Annotated in this window: 11 protein-coding genes; 8 read left to right on the forward strand and 3 right to left on the reverse strand. The window is 72.7% G+C overall.

Annotation, left to right across the window (positions count from 1 at the left end; all coding sequences use genetic code 11):
• Positions 1-38 precede the first annotated feature (38 nt).
• From ACFYY8_RS03440 to ACFYY8_RS03450, 3 genes are read right to left on the reverse strand one after another with little or no spacing between them, the layout of a single operon-like run.
• The gene (locus ACFYY8_RS03440; RefSeq protein WP_390036702.1) at positions 39-1,775 is read right to left on the reverse strand and encodes a glycosyltransferase family 2 protein; all 1,737 of its coding nucleotides are present in this window, start codon (positions 1,773-1,775) and stop codon (positions 39-41) included.
• A gap of 18 nt (positions 1,776-1,793) precedes the next feature.
• Positions 1,794-3,935 carry a glycosyltransferase gene (locus ACFYY8_RS03445; protein ID WP_390036704.1) on the reverse strand — a complete coding sequence of 714 codons (2,142 nt, stop codon included), beginning with the start codon at positions 3,933-3,935 and terminating at the stop codon, positions 1,794-1,796.
• Entirely contained in the window at positions 3,932-4,921 is a 990-nt protein-coding gene (locus ACFYY8_RS03450; RefSeq protein WP_390036706.1) for a class I SAM-dependent methyltransferase, read from the reverse strand. Before ACFYY8_RS03450 ends, ACFYY8_RS03445 begins: the two co-directional genes overlap by 4 nt.
• 535 nt (positions 4,922-5,456) lie before the next feature.
• On the opposite strand from ACFYY8_RS03450, the gene ACFYY8_RS03455 reads away from it, so the two are divergent.
• From ACFYY8_RS03455 to ACFYY8_RS03490, 8 genes are all read left to right on the forward strand, one after another.
• Complete coding sequence (locus tag ACFYY8_RS03455) at positions 5,457-7,133, forward strand: trypsin-like peptidase domain-containing protein (protein WP_390036708.1); 1,677 nt, start codon at positions 5,457-5,459, stop codon at positions 7,131-7,133.
• Positions 7,130-9,400: a tetratricopeptide repeat protein gene (locus tag ACFYY8_RS03460; protein WP_390036710.1), complete on the forward strand. Its 2,271-nt coding sequence runs from the start codon at positions 7,130-7,132 to the stop codon at positions 9,398-9,400. The genes ACFYY8_RS03455 and ACFYY8_RS03460 overlap by 4 nt, the downstream gene beginning before the upstream one ends.
• A 59-nt stretch (positions 9,401-9,459) precedes the next feature.
• Positions 9,460-10,944: a VWA domain-containing protein gene (locus ACFYY8_RS03465; RefSeq protein WP_390036712.1), complete on the forward strand. Its 1,485-nt coding sequence runs from the start codon at positions 9,460-9,462 to the stop codon at positions 10,942-10,944.
• The gene (locus ACFYY8_RS03470) at positions 10,941-12,155 is read left to right on the forward strand and encodes a hypothetical protein (RefSeq protein WP_390036714.1); all 1,215 of its coding nucleotides are present in this window, start codon (positions 10,941-10,943) and stop codon (positions 12,153-12,155) included. Before ACFYY8_RS03465 ends, ACFYY8_RS03470 begins: the two co-directional genes overlap by 4 nt.
• Positions 12,152-13,537 (forward strand): ABC transporter substrate-binding protein, encoded by a 1,386-nt coding sequence (locus tag ACFYY8_RS03475; RefSeq protein ID WP_390036715.1) that lies wholly within the window; start codon positions 12,152-12,154, stop codon positions 13,535-13,537. Before ACFYY8_RS03470 ends, ACFYY8_RS03475 begins: the two co-directional genes overlap by 4 nt.
• Entirely contained in the window at positions 13,534-13,881 is a 348-nt protein-coding gene (locus tag ACFYY8_RS03480; protein WP_390036716.1) for a CU044_2847 family protein, read from the forward strand. The genes ACFYY8_RS03475 and ACFYY8_RS03480 overlap by 4 nt, the downstream gene beginning before the upstream one ends.
• Before the next feature lie 327 nt (positions 13,882-14,208).
• On the forward strand, positions 14,209-14,685 hold the full coding sequence (locus tag ACFYY8_RS03485; RefSeq protein ID WP_390036718.1) for a hypothetical protein: 477 nt from the start codon (positions 14,209-14,211) through the stop codon (positions 14,683-14,685).
• 104 nt (positions 14,686-14,789) lie between these two features.
• Positions 14,790-16,331 (forward strand): alpha/beta hydrolase, encoded by a 1,542-nt coding sequence (locus ACFYY8_RS03490; protein ID WP_390036720.1) that lies wholly within the window; start codon positions 14,790-14,792, stop codon positions 16,329-16,331.
• The last annotated feature ends 148 nt before the right edge of the window (positions 16,332-16,479 follow it).

Here is a 16,479-nt window from a genome sequence, read left to right on the forward strand (position 1 = left end):
ACCCCGGCCTGCCCGGTTGAATGTCGTCTGCCCGGTTCTCATCCCGGACGGCTCCCGCCACGGGAGCGGGAGTGCCTGCTGCGGCGGACGCCCGCGACGGTCAGCGCCTTCCTGGCGGCCCTGCTGAGGAAGCGGTACAGCCCCCGGGCGGGGGTGCGGGCGAGTACGGCCCGCAGCCGGGTCGTCTTCCGCTTGCGCCGTTTGGCCTTGGTTGAAGCCTTGGTGGAGGCTTTGGTTGAGGCCTTGGCGGGCTTCTTCTCCTCGGCCCGGTCCATCGGCAGCAGGCCCCAGGTCTCCCCGTCGAGCCACTGCGTGCCGAAGGTGGCCTCGACGAGGTCCTCCAGTTCGGGGCCGCCGCCCCGCTCGGCGAGCAGTCCGGCGCGGCCGAAGGCGGCGGTCCTTTCGAGCCTGGCGGCCACCACCCCGTCCGCTCCCGCGTCACTCCGTTCGGCCAGCGCCAGCGAGACCAGTCCGTAGCCGTTGTCGTCGGCCAGCCGTACGAGACGGGTCAGGCAGTCGGCGGCGGCCACCCAGCCCGGCGGGCAGACGAATCTGAAGGGGGCGGGGAAGGCGCTCTCCGCCACGCTCTCCACGAGTTCGACACGCCTCTCGTGCGTGTAGAGCTCGTGGACGAGCCGCAGGTCGACGGTCGGGTCGTCCAGGGGTGCGCGGCGCCCGTCCCGCAGGGCGGACCACGGCCCGGCGATCGCGATCCTGACGTCGGCGACCGCGCCGCGCAGGAACCCGTCGACCGTGGCGCGGACCTGCTCGTAGGAGGCCTCCCCCACCTCGACCACGACCTCGACGTACGGCACCGCCCACTGCCTGACCGGGGGTTTGCGCAGCCACCTGAAGGTCGGCACCCGGTTGGCGAGGAAGACCCAGTTGTGCCGTTTGACCTCCTGCTCCCTGCGCATCACCGTGGAGGCGCCCAGGTGGCGGCTGCGGGACTCCCGGTCGGCGACGAAGACGGCGCCGGCCTGCGCGAGGCGGTAGCCGAGTTCGGTGTCCTCGGCCAGGACCAGGGAGGTGTCCATCCCTCCGGCGCGGCGCAGCAGAGAGGCGGGCAGGGACGCGCTGGCGCCGACGTGCACCTTGAAGGCCTCGAAGCGCGCCTCCCGGAGTCCGGCGGTCCGCTCGATGTACTCGCTGGTCCAGGTGTCGGTGACGTTGCTCTCCGTGTTCCCTGCGTCCCCTGCGCTCCCTGCGCCGTCGGCGTCCTCCGGGGAGGCGTCCTCGAACAGTTTCTCCGTGGTGCCCGCGCTCACCGCGGCGTGCACCTCGGCCGGGGTGAGGCCCGGGTCCCAGGTAGCGACCATCTTGAACGTGCCGAGCACGGTGAGGTAGTCGGCCAGGTGGTGCCAGCGCATCTGCGCCTCGACCTGTTCGCGGAAGAGGACCATGTCGGCGTCGAGCCAGTGGATGACCTCGCCCTCGGCCACGTCGGCCCCGCTCTGGCAGGCCCAGGCGCGCCCCCACCCGCCGGGACGGCTGCGCACGAGGCGGGTGCGTTCCGGGACGATCTCGGGCAGCGGCAGCGGAGGTTCGGCGCCGTCGTCCACGACGACGACCTCCATCAGGTGGCTCGGATAGCTCTGCGCGGCCAGGCTCGCCAGGGTCAGCGGCAGAGTACGGCTTCGGTGGACGGGGACGACGACGCTGACCGTACGGCTCGGCGTCCACGCTCCCAGCACGGGGGGTGTCACGGCGCCGAAGTCGTTGAGCCGGATCAGCGGCTGCGCCCCCCGCACCGGACGGGCGCGCGAGTCGTGCATGTTCATGGGCCCCTTCATCTATGCCTTGTCGCGCTCTCCGGTCGCGGAGAGCCCTTCCATTTCCATCAGGGGGTTGGCGTGGAATCCCCTCCACTGCCGCCTGAACGACCGCAGGAAGGCGTTGATCGGCTCCTGCCAGGTGTGGCCCGAGGCCTCCCGGCGCCGGAGGATGTAGTTGAGGCCGTGGGTGCGGTAGACCCTGCCTCCGGCCGCGGTGACCGACTGCAGCAGCTGGCCGTCCACGGTGCGCGGGATCGGGCGGAAGCCTCCGGCGTTGTCGAAGGCCGCACGGGACAGCAGCATGGTTCCACCGGCCACGACGCCGGTGTACAGCTCGGTGGCCATGTCACGGCGTACGGTGACGCCGATCCGTTCCAGGTAGACGAACTCGGGCGCGGACCCGACCAGGTCGGCGCCGGAGTACCGCTGGGCGAGCAGCAGGTCCGACAGGTGGCCGGGGCCGTACCAGTCGTCGTCGTCCATCTTCGTCAGCCAGGCGCCCGAGGCCCGCTCCGCGGCCTGGTTGAGCGCCTCCCCGAAGACCATGCGCGCGTCGGCCTCGATCACGGTGATCGCCCCCTTGTGGGCGGCGACGGCCGCCGCGACGTCCGGGTGGTCGGCCCGGAAGCCGTGCAGGGTCAGGACGACCTCGACCTCGGGGCCGCGTTGCCTGCCCGCCTGCCGCAGGGCGAAGGCCACCATGTCGGGGCGCCGCGTGCACAGCAGCACCGAGACCGTCCTCGGCCCGGGGACGCGCAGGCCTCTCGCGGCGGCGAGCGCGCGCCACCTGCCCTCGACGCCGTGCAGGTCGAGCGCGAGGCGCCGCAGCCTGACGCTGTACTGCTCACGGTCCAGGGCGTCGGTCAGCCGGGAGACGGTGAAGCCGTCCAGCAGGCAGGCCAGTTCGACGCCGAGCAGGTCGCGCCAGGCCCCGGTGGGGGTGGCGACGACGGGGACACCCGCGGCGGCCAGCCCGCAGACCGTACGGGCGAGGCCGAGGGCTTCCGCGGCACTCCCGGTGAGGCCCCCGATGAGGTCTCCGGTGGAATCCACCGTGAGGTCGGCGGCGAGGTCGGCTGTGAGATCGACGGTGACGCCCGCGAGGCCGCGCAGCCGGGCGATGTCGGTGTCGGTGAGGGCGCCGGACGGCGGGACGCGCACCACGACGTCCCCGGCGGCGATCTCGTAGGCCCCCGAGCGTCCGGTCAGTTCGGCCACGGGCCCGTCCGCGGCCGGCAGGAACCCGATGGGGCAGACGGAGCGCTCGTCGATCGGCGCGAGCAGGTCGGGCGTGAGAGGGCCGAGGACCGTGGCGGGACCCGGCCCTCTCACGCCCGGCCCGAGGCCCGGCTCAAGGCCCTGCCCGAGGCCCAGGTCAGGACCAGGGTCGGACCCCAGGTCCGGTCCCAGGTCCGGTCCCAGGTCCGGGACGGGCGCGAGGGGGCCGGGGACGAGGTTGGCCTGGGCGAGGAGCGCCGGGCGGGCGGGGACGAGCCGGGAGGCGGAACGGCGGGCGGGTTCCCGCCGGTCGATCGGGACCGGCCCCTCCCCCAGCCAGTCCGGTGTCCCGGAGGAGGAGGCGCGGAGGCAGAGGTCCCCGCCCGGGGCGTCCCGCCGGACGGGGACGGGGCCGGACAGGGGTGCCGGGGTGACGTTGGGGTCCCCGGGGCGCCAGTGGGCCGTCCCCGTCCCCGCCAGGGCGACCACCGGGCCGTGCAGCCTCTCGCGGGCCGTGCCGCCCAGCCCCCTGGTCACGGCGCGCAGCACCTCCCCCGCCGGTACGGCCCTGCCGAAACTCACCTCGACGCGCCACGCCCAGGCGGGCGGCCGCCCGCCGCTCACGTGGACCTCGCGCAGCGCGCGCCAGAACGCGGCCCCGTCGGGGACGGGCACCGGAGGAACCCGCCACGGCGGCGTCTCGGCGACCATGACCGTCAGCGTCCGCACCCGCGGCAGCATCCCCCCGTACGGCACGGCCCTGCGCAGGTCGGCGGGGGTCCTGGCGAGCAGCAGGAACCTCTCGCTCTCCTCGGCGATCACATGGTCGGCGGGGACGGCGTCCAGGTCCGTCCAGGTCGCGTCCGTCCCGTCGCGCAGTCTCGCCAGTACGGCGGGGCTCTCCTCGAACCCGATGTGACAGCCGAGCACCTCGCGGTTCACACGCCGCCCCTGACGAAGACGTCCAGGCCCTTCTCCGCCGGGTGCGTGGTGCGGGCCACCTCGGGGAAGCGCAGCGCCCAGCGGTCGCTGACCACCTTGTCGTCCGCCCTGGCCGCGTCGTCGAGGAAGAACGCGACCTGCTCGGAGCAGCGGGGCAGCAGCAGCGGAAGCGCGGGGTAGCGCGCGGCGGGCCCGGTGGCGCCGGGTGGCCCGTCCACGAAGACGAGGCCGACGTCCTCGATGCCGACGAGCGCCTCCCGGTCGTACCACAGGTAGGTCTCCATCGCCTCCATCCAGGGCAGCAGGGGCGCGTCACGGATCTCGACGACGTCGGAGAGGCCGTGGGCGCGGACCAGGTCGCGGCTGGCCTCGGCGTAGCGCGACTCGTGTTCGAGCGCGACGACCTTCGCCCCGGTGCGTTCGGCGACGTAGCCGAGCCACACGCTCGACGACCCGCTGCCGCACTCGACGATGGTCTTCGGCCTGGTCCTGAGGATCCATCCGGTCATCATCCGCAGCACGTCGGGGGAGGCGGCCCAGCCCCTGAGCGGGGGAAGCGGAGCGCGGGGGGTGATGAGCGACCGCAGGTCGGTGAAGGCCTCGACCTGCGTGTACGAGCGGCCGATCTCCCGTTCCAGGGAGCGGTACTGCCCGCCGACCCGCTCGAAGCCGTCCTCGACCAGCCGGTCGGTCCTGGTGAGGGAGTGCAGACACTCGGCGTGCCGCGCCTCGCCCTTCCTCTCAAGGGAGCCGATCCTGCGCCCGACGCGGTTCAGCTCCCCGCACATCCGGCCGACCTTGGCCTCACCCCGCCGCAGCGCGCGTGTCAGGGAGCGCCCGACGGCGAACGCCAGACAGCCCGTCCCGGCTGCGAGCCCGGCGGAAAGGGCCATCGGCAGGCGGGGGTCGAAGTCTCCCGCGCTGTAGGACAGCGCCGTGACCGCGATCACCACACCGGCGGCGACCCTGATGGTACGGCTGGGCATTCTTATCAACGGCATACGTACTTGGGCCTTTCGGGAAATTGCCCGTATGGATCGCATTCCAGCGCCACCGGCCATTCAACGGGCAACGTTGTGAAAATAACGTAGTGGCCTGTTCAAGACGGCGTTCCGCGCTTGGCCCGGCCTTTGCCGACCCCGTCCCAAGGGCTTGCGCGCCCCGAATACGGGGGCGGAGAATTTCACACGACACCCGGGGAACCGTCTTCCACGTGAAAGGCCCCACGATCCGCAGGACCATGGAGAACACCGCTCCTCCCGTCGGATGTGGGCCGACAAACCACCACAAGAAGGGCGACAGACCCTCGTACGGCACCATACATATCGCCATATCCGGCCAGCCGATAAGAACGACGGAAAAACGCCCGGCAGCCTGACCCGCATTCCTTTACGAATTGCACACGGTGCATTACCGTCGCCCCAAAGCGAGACAGAGGCGGAGACCCCGGTCGATCCGCCTTTCCGATCATCATTCGAGAGACGGGGGCCGACCCCCACCGGCCGCCTGGAGTTGATCAGAGTGCGCCCGACCGAAACCGCCGGTGTCCCCTTCCCCTGGCACGCGCGCATCAGGGACGCCGGAACCGGCCGGATTCTGGGTGCCGGCATGCTCGTCGGCACCCGGCACGTGCTGACCTGCGCCCACGTCGCCGGTGACGGGCAGGCCCCGCCGGAGACCGAGGTCGTCGTCGAGTTCACCACCCGCCCCGGGGCGACGACCACCGGCCGGGTCGAACCGGACCACTGGATTCCCGAGGGGAAGGCGGGCGAGGGCGACCTCGCCCTGCTCAGGCTCGCCGAGGACCAGCCGGAGGGCTGCGGCGCCTCCCTGCGCAGGCAGGCGACCCCGCTGGGGACCCAGGTCCACGCGCTCGGCTTCCCCCACGACCACCCCGACGGCCTGTGGGCCTCCATGCGGCTGGCGGGCAGTTGCGGCCCGCGCGGCGAGTGGGTGCAGCTCAACGACTGGCGTCCCGGCGAGCCCCGGCAGGGGTTCAGCGGCGCGGCCGTCCTCAACGAGCTCAACGACCACGTGATGGGCGTGGTCGTCGGCGGGCGCAGAGGCGGCCCGGCGAACCTCGCCTACATGATCCCGGTGGAGACCGTCGCGCGTTATCTGCCGCGGACCAGACGGTGGGTGCACGGGCCGGGCGCGGTCGACCCGGAGACGGCCGTCGACTACGACCCGCTGGTCCCCGACGTCGCGCTCGCCCAGCGGATGACCGACTGGCTGCGCGCGCCGAGCACCGTACGCGTGATCACCGGCGGCGGCCCGGGGCAGTCTCGGACGCTGCGCAGCGTCATCGTCTCCTCCGACCGGGAACACCGCCCGCCCGACGGGGTGCTGGTCTCCGCGCCCCCGGGGACCGTCTCCCCCGCCGCCAGCCTCGACCTGGCCGTCGACGCCTCGGGGAAGACCGTGGAGGCGATCTCCCTGCGCATCCTCGACCGGCTCGGCATCCCCGGCCCTCCCGGCGCCGCGACCGGGCGGGTGCGTGACGGCGTCCCGTCCATGACCATCGTCGTGTACGGCATCGACGAGGCCGACGACCCGGTCTCCCTCGTGGAGACCCTGCTGCGGCCGCTCGCCGAGCAGCGGTCACGGCTGCTGCTGGTGTTCGGGCGTGACGCCTCCCCGGCCCTCGACCAGGCGCGGTCCCTTGAGTCGGAGGCGGCCCGCGCCGAGCGTGCGCACGTCCTGCGGCTTCTCGGCGAGCTGACCGACATGGTCGCCAAGCTCGGGGTCGCGGAGCGACGCGCCGTCGAACACTGGCGGGAGGTCGCCCCGCGCGTCGCGGGCGTGCCCGACCCGCCCGACCTCGTCGCCGCGTTCCGGCTCCGCCTGCTGCGACATCCGGACTCGGCGCCCGAGGAACGCTGGACCGCCCGCGAGCTCCAGGAACTCCTGCGCCGCGAGGGCCGCGCGGCGGCGCGGATCGAGGAGTACGGCCGGAGCCTGCGGAAGGCCCTGGGCCGCAGGGACGAGCTGCGCGGCCGGTTGGAGACCGGCAAGGCCCTGGCGGCCGGCGCGGGCCTGGCCGAGGACATCGAGCTCGGCCGCCTCTACGACGAGGCCCACGAACTGCTGTGGGACCGGCGACCCTGCGACGTCGACCGGGCGAACGCCCTGGTCAGGAACTACGAGACGGCCGTCAGACGCCTGCGCGCGACCGGCCGGGCGGGCGGGGGCGGATGACCCCCTGCGCGCGCCCCGGCTGCACGGGGGTCGTCGACGAGACCGGCTACTGCGACGCCCGGGGGCACAGGAACGACCCGCCGTCCGTTGAGGCCGCTGGGGCCGCTGGGGCCGCTGGGACCGCTGGGACCGCTGGGGCCATTGGGGTCGCTGAGGAACCGGCCAGGTCCCACGGCACCTCCGGTACGGTCCCGCTGCCCGTGCTCCCCGCGACCGATCCGCTCAGCCGTGTCGACCCCGCCCCCCGCCCACCCGAGCACGGACGGCCCTGCGCGCGCCCCGGCTGCGCGGGGGTCGTCGGAGGCGGCTACCTCGGACAGCCGCCGCTCTTCGAGGGGGTCTGCTCGCTCTGCCGTACCCCGTACTCCTTCAGGCCGAAGCTGCTGCCCGGTGAGATGGTCGACCGCTACCGGGTGCTCGGCTGCCTGGCCCACGGCGGTCTCGGCTGGGTCTACCTCGCCTGGGACACCGGGTTGGAGCTGCACGTCGCCCTCAAGGGGCTGATCGGCGACGGCGACGAGCACGCCAGGCGGGTGGCCGTACGGGAACGGCAGATCCTCACCGTCCTGCACCACCCCAACATCGTCCGCATCCTCAACTTCGTCACCCATCCCGACCCGCGCTCGAAAACCGAGACCGACTACATCGTCATGGAGTACGTGGACGGGCGGTCCCTGCACGAGGTCGCCGCCACCGGTGACCTGCCCGTCGAGCAGGTGATCTCCTACGGCCTGGGCATCCTTTCGGCCTTCGAGTACCTCCACGGCTTCGCCGACGCGGGCTCGGGGCGCCGTGGCCTGCTGTACTGCGACATGAAGCCCGACAACGTCCTGCACACCGGGGACCGGGTCAAGCTGATCGACCTCGGCGCGGCCCGCTGGATCGGCGACAGGACCTCCCCCCTCGTCCACACCCGTGACTTCCAGGTCTCCCAGGAGGAGATCGACGAGCACTGGCTGACCGTACGGTCCGACCTCCACACGGTCGGCCGCACCCTGGAGTCCCTGCTCCCCGAAGGCTGGCGGGCCGAGGACGTCCCCGGCGCCGAGTCGTTCCTGCGGCTGCTGCGCCGCGCGACCGCCCCGTTCCCCGAACGTTTCGCCTCGGCGGCGGAGATGGCCGAGCAACTGCGCGGCGTGCTGCGGGAGATCCTCTCCCTGCGTGACGGCCTCCCCCGTCCCGAGCCGTCCACGGTCTTCACCCCGACGGCCGCGCTGCTCGACGCCGGGCTCGGGGCGGTGCCGCCGCTCGACCACTGGACCGGGCCCGCGGGCCGTACGGCGTCGCTGGACCCCGGCAGGCCCGCGCCCTCCGTGGGCGCCGTCCGGCTGCCCACGCCCAGGGTGAACCCCGACGACCCCGAGGCGGGCCACCTGGCGAACGTGAGCGTCGACGACCCCCGGCGGCTCGTCGACACCCTCGGCGCCCTGCGGCGGGAGTCGGCCGAGGCGTACCTGCTCATGTGCCGGGCCCACCTGGAACTGGCCGAGATCGACGAGGCCGGGCGGTGCCTGGAGAGGGCCGGGACAATCCTCGGCGCGGCCGCGCCGTACGACTGGCGGACGGCCTGGCACCACGGGCTCCTCGCCCTCGCCGAGGGGCGGGCCGACCTGGCGCTGGAGAGGTTCGACGCCGTCTACACGGCGCTGCCCGGGGAGGACGCGCCCAAGCTGGCCCTGGGCTTCTGCGCCGAGCACCTGGGGGAGCCGGACCGGGCCGCGCGGCTCTATCGGGCGGTGTGGCGCCGTGACCGCTCCCAGGTGAGCGCGGCCTTCGGGCTGGCCCGCATCCATCTGGCCGAGGGCGCCAGGGGCGAGGCCGTACGGATCCTCGACCAGGTGCCCCGCGTCTCGCGGCACTTCGACGCGGCCAGGATCGCCGCGGTGCGGATCCACGCGGGACGGCTGCCCGGCGGACCGGGCGGGGGCGTGCGCCTGCCGACGGCCGCGGACCTGGGCGAGGTGGTCGACCGGCTGCCCGACCTCTATCTGGACGGCGGCGACCGGGACGGCGACGCCCGCGCCCGGCTGCGGGCCGCGCTGCAGGAGGTCGCGCTTGAGTGGGTGCTGGAGGGCGGGGGGCGGCAGCCGGTCGGGGCGCCTCGCGGGTACGGCCCGCCGGTCCTGGCCGACCCGGTCGGTGAGGCGGCCCAGCGCGCGCTCCTTGAGGAGTCCCTGCGCAGGCTCGCCCAGCAGGCGGACGACGCCCGGCGGCACAACGCGCTGATCGACCTCGCCAACACGGTCCGTCCGAGAACACGGCGGTGATCCGACGGTGATCCGGCGATGACCCGCGACGATCCGGCGATGAGGAGGAACAGGAACGGATGAACGCACGCCCCGCCTTCACCCTCGAAGTGGGCCAGAACAAGTACCTGCGGGCCACGGCCGGCGAGATGCACGCCATGCTCACGATCGGCGCGCACGGCCTGGACGGGCTCACCCCCACGGTGGCCGAGGTCATCCTCGTGGACACCTCGGGTTCCATGGGCAGGCCGGGCACGAAGATCGGCGCGGCCAGGCGGGCGAGCGCGGCGGCGATCGACACGCTGCGCGACGGCGCGTTCTTCGCCGTCGTCTCCGGCAACCACGAGGCCGCGATGGTCTACCCGCCCGCCCCCGGGCTGGCCGTGGCGACGCCGGAGGTCAGGGCCGAGGCGAAGGCCGCGGTGCGGCGGCTCACCGAACGCGGCGGCACGGCGATCAGCACCTGGTTGCGGCTCGCCCGGCGGATCCTCGCCACCCGGCCCGCCGTGATCAGGCACGCGATCCTGCTGACCGACGGCCGCAACGAGAGCGAGCCCGGGGAACGGCTCGACGCGGAACTCGACGCCTGCGCGGGGCTCTTCTCCTGCGACGCCCGCGGCATCGGGGACGGCTGGGCGTCACAGGAGCTGCTGCGCGTCGTCACCGGGCTCAACGGCACGGCCGACGCCGTACGCGAGGACGCCGACCTGGTGGCCGACTTCCGGGAGATGACACGTTCGGCGATGCGCCGGGGTGTCCCCGACCTGCGCGTCAGGCTGAGACTGCTGCCCGGCGCCGAGGTCCGCTACGTCAAACAGGTCTTCCCCGTCGAGGCCGACCTCACCGAGCGGCTCGTGCGGACCGGCGGGACGGTGGAGTTCGGGACGGGGCCGTGGGGTGAGGAGAGCAGGGAGTACTTCGTCCGCATAGACGTCGATCCGGCAGGCCGCGACAGGGGTGAGGACCTGCGGCTGGCCAGGGTCGACCTGGCGGCGGCCGAGGGCGCCTCCGGAGAGGTCGAACTGCCCGCCGTGGGGACGCCGATCCTCGTGCACTGGACCGACGAGCCCGCGCTGTCCTCCCGGATCGACCCGAAGGTCGGCCACCACACCCGGCACCTGGCGCTCAGGGAGGCGATCGACGCGGGCCGCCTGGCCTACGAGTCCGGCGACAGGGCCGAGGCCGAGCGGGCGTGGGGCCGGGCCGTACGGCTCGCGACGGAACTCGGCAACGACAGGAACCTGCGGTGGCTGTCCCACCTGGTCCACGTCGTGGACGCCGCCCAGGGGCGGGTACGGCTGAGGGAGCGGATCGACCCCAGGGACATGAAGGGGTCGCAGCTCAGCTCGTGGCACTCGACGCTGAGTCCCGGCGCCCGTTCCCGGCGGCCCGGTGACGAGCCCGAGGAACGGCTGGTGGCCGCGCGGCGGCGGTGCCCGAACTGCTCACGTGTGCCACGGGCGGACTCCCTGTTCTGCGAACAGTGCGGCCTTCCCTTGCAGGAATCACCCGATTTATCGGATTTGCCGGACACGCCGGACGAGCTGCCCCCGGAGGACCGGTGAGCACCACGCGCAGGACCCTGTGGCGCCTCCGGGCCATGCTGACGGTCGCCGTCGCGGCGCTGTTCGTCACCTCCTTCTGGCTGTTCCAGGGCGTGCACCAGACCGCGGACTCCCGGGCGATCTCCGCGATCCTGGAGATATCGAGCGTCCGGCAGGCGCTGGCCACCGCCGACCGGGCCGCCGTCGAGACCTTCCTCGGCACCTCGGAACCGGCCGCCTCAGGCCCTGGTGCTTCAGGGCCGAACACCTCGGGGTCGGGCGCTCCAGAACCGGGCGCTCCAGAACCGGGCGCTCCAGGATCGGGCGCTTCGGGGTCGGGCGCTTCGGGGTCGGGAGGGGCCACGCTCACCCTGCCCGCCGAGCAGGAGTACCGCGAGCAGATCCAGACCGCCGGCCTCAACCTCGCCCAGGCGGCCAGGGACGACGTCGCCGACGACGTACCGGGCAGGAGCGACGACCTGCAACTCGCCCAGGGGATGCTGGCCGTCTACACCACCCTCGTCGAGCAGGCCGGGGAGCACTACCGGCGCGGGGACGGCACCGTCGGCGCGACCTACCTCTGGGGCGCCTCCCGCCTCATGCACCATGACAGGCAGGGCATCCTCAAGACGCTCGACGACGCCCAGGAACGGCAGTGGACATGGCTGCGCGCGCAGTTCCCGTCCACTTGGGCGATGCGGACGGCCACGGTCTGCTGGGGCCTCAGCCTCCTGACGACGCTGGCCCTGCTCTTCGGGACACAGGTCTTCCTGCGGCGGCGCTTCCGCCGGGACCTGAACCCCCGGCTGCTCACGGCCACCGCGCTCGTGCTCGTCCTGGCGGCGGCGACCTCACCGGCCTACTTCTCCGGGGCCGATCTCGACGAGGCGGGCACGATGACGCGGAGGGTGGCCGAGGCCAGGAAGGCCGGGGTCGAGGCGGAACACGACTACGGCGACGAACGGCTGGCGCGGCTGCTGGACCCCGTCTGCGGCGCGCCGGGCACGTGCGGCCCCACGGTCGCCAAGGAACTGCGTGTACGGAGCAACGTCCCCCCACCACCGGTCCCGAGGGAGGCGGCCGAGATCAGAGAGGTCAACGTCCGGATGCGGGACGCCACGGAGTACGCGGGCCTGGTCTTCCTCATCCCGCTGCTCTCGGCCGCGGCCGGGGCGCTGATCTGGAGCGGCGTCCACCCACGCCTCAACGAGTACAGGTACCGGCCACGATGAGACGACGAACGCTTCACAGGATCACCACGAGGATCGTCGCCGGGCTGGCGTCGCTGTGCGCCATGATGTGCGCCACGGCGTGCGCGCCGCTGCCCGGAGGCCGTACCGTCTCGGTGCTCGCGACCTGGACCGGCACCGAGGCCGAGCACTTCGGGAAGGTCCTTGCCGCCTTCGAGGACAGAACCGGCATCCACGTCGAGTACACCGGGACCCGCGCGATCGACGAGACGCTCCGCTCCGACCTGCGGGGCGGGACACCCCCGGACATCGCGATCCTGCCCAGCACCGGTGACCTGGCGCAGTACGCGCACAGCGGCGACCTGCTCCCCCTGGACATGGTGCTCTCCCGGCAGGACCAGTACGGGCAGCCGTGGCTGCTGCGGCTGAACCGGAAGGTGTACGCCGTGCCGTTCAAGGTCAACCTCAAGAGCGTCGTCTGGTACGACCGGTCGCGCTGGCGGCCCACCCCCCAGGAGACGCGGGACCCGCTCTCCCTGCGGACCAGGGGCCGGGCCCGGAGCGTCTGGTGCCTGGGAATGCAGGCCCTGCGTTCGGCGGGCTGGCCGGGGACCGACTGGATCGAGGACGTCCTGCTGCACCAGGCCGGTCCCGAGAAGTACCGGGAGTGGGCCTCGGGGACGCTGAAGTGGACCTCCGGCGAGGTACGGCAGGCGTGGGAGACGTGGGGGAGGATCCTGGACGCCTCGGGCCTCGACCGGCAGGGCCGCAGGGTCGCGCTGCTGACCGACTTCAGCGAGGCCGGGCTCGGACTGTTCGGCGACCCGCCCGGCTGTCTCCTCGAACACCAGGCGTCCTTCGTCATCGTCACCTACCCGGCGGGCGGTGACGTCGACTTCTTCCCCTTCCCGTCCCTCCTCTCCAAGAAAGGCGGCACCGATCGCCGGTCGGTGGTGGTCTCCGCCGACTTCGCCGGGATGTTCAACGCGACCCCGCAGGCCCAGGAGCTGATGAGGTTCCTCGCCGGTGACGAGGCCCAGCGAATCTGGCCCGCCATCCCGGCCGGCGCCGCCTTCTCGGCGAACCTGGGAGTGCCCCCCAACGTCCACTCCGCCAAGGATCCGGTGGGCAGGAAGGTCGCGGACACCCTCGACGGAGCTGCCATGGTGTGCCTGGACGCCTCCGACCTGATGCCGCCCGCCCTGCGCGACGCCTTCGGCGACGCCGTCATCGAGTATCTGAGCGCCCCGGAACGGCTGCCCGACCTGCTCACCGAACTCGACCGGGTCCAGGACCGTGTCGGGGACAGGTGGCAGCCGAACGAGCAGGAACGGGAGGACCTGCGGTCGTTCTCCTGCCCCGGCCCCCTCAACCGGCCCGGCCGGCCCATCCGGCCCACGAAACCGAACGGAGTCACCCCATGACAGAACTGGTGCGTTTCGACATCGACGGCGAGGAGGGCTCGGTGCTCGTCGAACTCGACCCGGCCCCCGGCTTCGAACGTCTCTCCCGCAAGGACGGCGTCCTCGCCCAGGCGAAGGTCTCCTTCGAGGGCGCCCTGGCCGGGGTGCGCGACGCGGCATCCAGCGCCCTGAAGCAGTTCCAGACGATGTCCGTGCCACCGGACGAGGTCGAGTTGCAGTTCGGCGTCAGGCTGAGCGCGGAGGCCGGGGCGGTGATCGCCAAGACCGGCGCGGAGGGCCACTTCGAGGTACGGGTCAAGTGGCAGCGCGAACCCCGCCTGAGAATCCTCTCCGACCCCTCCTGACCGTCGACCGGTGTCCCGGGCGACGGCCGCACTGCCGTACGACCGCCCGGGGCCGCCCGGGGCGCCCATCCCCCGGCGGTGGCGCGCCGACCGCCGCCGCCCAGGGCCCTCCGGGTGTCCGCGAGCGGTTCGTTCAAGACCGGACCGCGGCGGCGATCCGGAAGGCGGCGTGCCGGTGGAAGGAGCCGTCCGGTGCCGGGCCTGGTACCCCACGTATCCCTCGCCGACGGAGAACCCGGTGCGCCGGCCCCTTGGGGTTCATCCCTTCGATTCCGCCCGGTACGACTCCTTGCACCGACCGGGATTCGTCAGGATATCCTGACGAATATGACGTTCATGAGTCCCGACATCCCCGGTCACGAGGGCTTCGCCGCCCCGGTGCTGCCCAACGGCGAACCGGCCTCCTCCTCAAGCGCCTTCGTCAAGGAGTTCGTCGGTTACCAGGCCGCCTGCTCGTGCGGGTGGGCCGACCAGCGCCGGTTCCCGCCCACGCGGGAGGGGGCGAAGGAGACGGAGTACCGGTGGTGGAGCAGGCACGCCGCCCCGTTGATCGCCGCCGCCCCGCCCAGCGAACTGGTCGTCAAGTCGAACCTCCTGTACGAGCGGATCGCGCGACTCGCCGCGGAACGCCCGCTGGCCGCCCTGACGCTGCTGTCCCAGGTGGAGGGCTGGCAGCGCGTCCTTCTCGACCAGGCCGTCGCCGGGGCCCGGGAGTCCGGCGCGTCCTGGGCGCAGGTCGGAGAGGCGATGGGAATCTCCAAACAGAGCGCGCACGAGCGGTTCAGGACACGCTTGAACACGTGATCCACCCTCACCCCGAGGACCTGTCTCACTGATCCTCCGGAGGGAGGAAACGGTCCGTACCTCCGCCTGGTGATCGCTCGCCGGAAATAGGCCATGATCAAGGCATGCGTAAGGCATTTGCCCTCTTATTAGGGCTGACGATCCCCTTATCCACCTTCACCCCGGTTTCGGCGGCCCCCACACGGACCCCCGCCCCCAGCGCCGCGATCTCCTGGGCCCCCTGCCCCGAGGATTCGAGCGCGGAGTGCGGGACGCTCGCCGTACCGGTCGACTGGAGGCACCCGGCGGGCGGGACGTTCAACGTGGGCGTCGCCCGCCGCAAGGCCACCGACCCGGCCGCCAGGATCGGCACGCTCGTGGTGGCCGCGGGCGGCCCCGGAGGATCGGGAGTGGACCTCGTCCTCGCGAGCCCGCAGATCCTCACCCCGGAGACCCTGCGCCGCTTCGACGTCGTCAGCCTCGACCCGCGCGGCACGAACCGCAGCAACCCGGTGGTCTGCTCGACGGAGCTGCTGTCCCAGACCCCCGACCCGATCGTGAAGAGCCAGGCCGAGTTCGACAGGGCCGTTGCCTACAGCAAGCGGCTGCGCGCCGACTGCCGGGCCCGCACCGGCCCGGTGTTCGACCACGTCGACTCACTCAGCACGGCGGCCGACCTCGACGCGTTCCGCGCGGCGCTGGGCGAGGAGAAGCTGTCCTTCTGGGGCATCTCCTACGGCACCCTCCTCGGCCAGCAGTACGCCGAGCGCTACCCCCGGCGGGTCCGGGCCTTCGTGCTCGACAGCGTCATCGACCACAGCGTCGACACCCGGACCTTCATGGACACCGGGACCTGGGGCGCGCAGGACGCCTTCAACGAGTTCGTGGCCTGGTGCGAGCGTGACGAGGCCTGCCTCCAGCACGACGGGAACGTCAGAACCCTCTGGAAGGGGCTGATGGCCCGGGCCGACCGCGGCGAACTCGGTGTCCCCGGTCAGCCCGGCGCCCTGCTGACGCCCTTCGTCCTCAGCTGGACCGCGCTGGACTACTTCTACAGCGCCGACACCTGGCGTCCGTTCTCCGAACTGCTGGCCGCACTCGACACCGGCCAGGCCACCGCCGGGCAGCTGCCCACGCCCCTGGCCGCCAAGAGCGCCCAGGACGTCAGCCCCAACCCCTTCCAGATCTTCTGTGAGGACTACCGGCTGCCCGTCCGCGACTTCCGCGAGTACGACAGGCACCTGCGCAGGCTGGGGAAGATCGCGCCCGACATGCGCTACAGCTTCCTCGCGGTCTTCCCGGTCTTCACCTGCCTGGGAGAGCCGAGTTCGATCCCCAACCCGCAGCACGAGCTGAGGGTCCGCACGGACACGCCGCTTCTGGTCGCCAACTCGCTGCACGACCCGGCCACCGTCTACCCGTGGGCCGTGAGCACGGCCCGCCAGCTCGGCCGCTCCGGGCGCCTGCTCACCTACGAGGGCTGGGGTCACATCGTCTACGGCCGTGGACCGTGTGCCACGGGCGCCATCGACTCCTACCTGATCTCGCGGACCCTCCCCGCCCGAGGAGCCCGCTGCCCGGCCGTCCCGCCGAACACCGGGACCGGTAACCTCCGGAAGCTCGTCTCCCCGCTGCCCCACATGCCCGGCTGGACCTCTCCCCTGTAGTGCCCGGTTCGCGCGTCGGCCGGGAAGACGCTCCTGACGACGCGCTCTGATGGTGACTCCTGACGGGAGTGAGGACCGGGTTCCCGCACCGGTCCTCACTTCCACCCTGCTGCCGGCCTCGGCTCCTGACGTCCGGAGTCGCTCCACC

The sequence above is a fragment of the Streptosporangium sp. NPDC001559 genome, assembly GCF_042893955.1.
GTDB lineage: Bacteria > Actinomycetota > Actinomycetes > Streptosporangiales > Streptosporangiaceae > Streptosporangium.